The 3,420-nt window shown below is 24.4% G+C and carries 3 protein-coding genes; all 3 read left to right on the forward strand.

The features are described from left to right. Positions 1-1,749: EAL domain-containing protein (locus CRU95_RS00005; RefSeq protein WP_129099098.1), on the forward strand; the 1,749-nt coding region annotated here is incomplete at its 5' end. Between the two features lie 14 nt (positions 1,750-1,763). Then, positions 1,764-2,342, forward strand: a complete 579-nt coding sequence (locus CRU95_RS00010) for a hypothetical protein (protein ID WP_129099099.1) — start codon at positions 1,764-1,766, stop codon at positions 2,340-2,342. After that, a complete protein-coding gene (locus CRU95_RS00015) occupies positions 2,329-3,279 on the forward strand; it encodes a tetratricopeptide repeat protein (protein WP_164969684.1) in 951 nt (316 codons plus the stop codon). The genes CRU95_RS00010 and CRU95_RS00015 overlap by 14 nt, the downstream gene beginning before the upstream one ends. Positions 3,280-3,420 lie beyond the last annotated feature (141 nt).

Below are 3,420 nucleotides of genomic sequence, written 5' to 3' on the forward strand. Positions count from 1 at the left end.
AATTATTATAAATTAAGTAATAGTATAAATTTTAATTCAAAAGAACCTTTATCTCTTAAATTCTTTTTATATAAAGATGATAAGACTTTAAATGCTATTTCTAAACTGCACTTTTTTTATGAAAAAGCTAGAGAAGGATTTGATTTAAAAAGTATTGATGAAAATCTTATTTCTAGTTCAAATATCTATTTTTTTGATAGAAAACTAGGTAGAATTGATTATCTATTAGATGAAAGTGTACTAGAAAAGAAATTATTAAAACTATATGATGATTATCTTTTATATTCTATTATTGCCATTTTTTTGATGATTATAATTATTTATTTGATTTATTATTACTTTTCTAAAAGTGTAACTTTAAAAAATGTTATTATGTTTAAAGAGTATTTAAAAGAGGTTTTAGATACTAATATGTCAAATAAACCAATGGAAAAAAGTGGAGATGCTAATATTGATGAATCAATAGACTTATTGAGTAAAATATTAAAAAAATATTCAGCAGTTTTAAGTGAACTTAATATAAATAAAGACATCCTAGAAAGAAAAGTTTTTACAGATGATTTAACAGGACTACCAAACCAAAAAGTTTTTGAACTAGACTTAAAAAACATGTTTATACTAGCTTCTAGTGGCTATATTGGCTTAATCAAACTTGATTGTTTAGGCTCTTTTACAAAAGATAATGGTTCCGCTTTAGCTAACCACTTAATCGAGGAATTTTCTAATACAGTACAAAATAAATTTTCAGAACACGGCTTTAGTAAATCTACTTTTTATAGATTTTTTGGTTCAGAGTTTGCAATAATAATAAAAGATGAAAGTGAAGATAAAGTAAAAGACTATTGTACTGATTTAGAAGATGAATTTAACGAAGTTAAAGAAAGATATGAGATAAAAGATAAGTTAGCTTATTATAGTTTTATTCCATTTGATAAATATGGAACAATAAACTCTATTCTTCAATCTATGACAGAATCTTATAACAAAGTAAAAGATAGTGGAGAAACTTTCAATATTGTTAACTCTTCAGAAGTATTAGATAAGTTTTTATTTTTAGAACAAACTGTTCGAGATATAATTAGTAATAACTCTTTTAAAATTACTTTTGGGCTAGATACAAAAAGTAATGGATTTGGTGAAAAAACTATCATGAGGGAAGTTATTCCTATAATATATGATGAAAATCAAGAGAGATTTCAAATTGGAACTTTTATATCAATTTGTGAAAAAATTGATAAGGCAGTTGATTTTGATAAATTAGTTATTCAAAGGGTTGTTCAATATATCAAGTCAAATGAAATAAGTCATGTTGTAGCTATAAACTTATCACTTTTTTCATTAAGAGATAAGGAGTTTATTAATTGGTTACATTCACTGTTAATTTTAGATAAAGAGATTACAAAGTATTTGGTATTTAGTTTAACTTCTTATAATGTTTCAACTAATATTGATGTATTTAAAAACTTTGTAAGTGAGGTTCATAGATTTGGAGCAAAAGTTATTTTGAAAAGATATAGTTCAAATGATTTTTCCCTTGATGAGTTGAAAAGTTTTAAATTAGATTATTTAAGAATTAATAAAGACTATACAACAAATGTTTCAAATGATAGAGATAAAAAACATTTTTTAAGATCAATAGTTAACTTTGGGCAAGCAAATAATACTCTTATCTTAGGTGATAATATAAAAGATTTAAATGATTTAGAAATCTGTTTTGCTATGGGTATTGATGGGAATAGTAGTTATTAATGAAAGGTTTAAATATGAAGTTTTTTTATCTAGGTACAGTTTTAATATTTCTATTATTTAATGGATGTGCAAATAAAGAATTAGTAACAAATAGATATTTTAAAGCATATACAAAAGATGAAATTTTAAACGCTAGTAAACTGGCTTTCAAAGATGTTCCAAATAGTGAATATATTGTTGACTCCTACCGAAATAAACTTGAAGTTACTAAAATAGAATTATTCTATAATATCTTAAAGAAAAAAGGATATATACTAAAAGTTGATGAAGATAACTGTGGTACAAGTGCAACTTTAGAGTTAAAAACAAGTGATTCAGATGGAAAAAATTCACAATATGATGATATTGATGATCATAATGAAGTTTGGGACAGAATAGATTATTTTTTAGGCAAAAAAGATGAAGTTCTTGCTGATGGTAAAAAACTTACTAAAGATAAAAGATTAGATAAAATGTTTATTAATTATGTCCAAAATATATCTAATAATAAGATTATCAAACCTACAAAAGATATGAGTAATTGTGTGATTAAAAATGAATTTGCTTTTGGTGTTATAAAAGATAAAATAGATGAAGAAAATGAAAATAAATAAAATTATTTTAATAGTTGTATTTCTATTTACTTTTCTCCAAGCTGAGAAATTTGATGATGCAATAAATTTTTACAAAAATAAAGAATATTCAAAAGCTTACACTATATTTTATAAATTAGCCAATGAAAATAATTATAAAGCACAATTTAATTTGGCTCAAATGTATAAGAATGGATGGGGAGTTGAAAAAAATTATTTTCAGAGTTTTTATTGGTTAGATAAATCTTCTATTTCCAAAGATCCAAAGACTTTAAATAATTTAGCATACTATTATGAAAGAGGATTAGGAACAAGCAAAAATAAAAAAATGGCCTTGGAATTGTATGAAGAATCTGCTAATGAAGGTTATGCTATTGCCCAGTTTAATTTGGCAATGTTATATGAAGAGTTTAATACAAATGAAGAGTTTTTAAAAAAAGCATTTAACTTCTACAAAAAATCTGCAAAACAAGGTTTTATTCCTGCACAAAATAATTTAGCAAGATTGTATTATTTTGGACAAGGTGTAAAGAAAGATTTAGATAAGGCATTTTATTGGTATAAAACAGCTGCTAAAGTTGATAAAGATGTTGCTGCTTTTAACCTTGCTTTGATGTATTATAATGGTGAGGGGACAAAAAAAGATTATGATAAAACACTCTATTGGCTAAAGATATCTGCAAATTATGGTAATAAATTTGCTCAAACTCAATTGGCAGACTTTTATAGAGCAGGTGAAATACTTAATCAAAGTTATAAAGATGCTTTCTTTTGGTATTTTGAAGCAGCTGCAAATGGTTATGCCAAAGCACAGTATTATGTGGGCTTATTTTACTATGAAGGTCATGGTGTAAAAAAAGATAAAGGCACAGGACTTTTTTGGATGGAAAAATCAAAAAATCAAAATTATGTATTTGCAAAATCCTTTTTAGAAAGATTAAAAAATAATCCTGAATAATCTCTCATACTTCACTGATATAGGTACTTTAAATAAAATAATTTTTTTATTTAAAGAAAGTTATTCTTAAGTTTATATAAAATTCAAATTTTAGTTTCTCTCTGTTATAATAAAGTATAAAGTAGAGTAGAGGTTTTAAAA

Source organism: Arcobacter sp. F2176, from assembly GCF_004116465.1.
Classification (GTDB): domain Bacteria; phylum Campylobacterota; class Campylobacteria; order Campylobacterales; family Arcobacteraceae; genus Arcobacter; species Arcobacter siniprincipis.

Coding starts and splice junctions, on each gene's coding strand:
- CRU95_RS00010 (WP_129099099.1), top strand. CDS start 1,764: ATGAAGTTTTTTTATCTAGGTACAGTTTTAATATTTCTATTATTTAAT.
- CRU95_RS00015 (WP_164969684.1), top strand. CDS start 2,329: ATGAAAATAAATAAAATTATTTTAATAGTTGTATTTCTATTTACTTTT.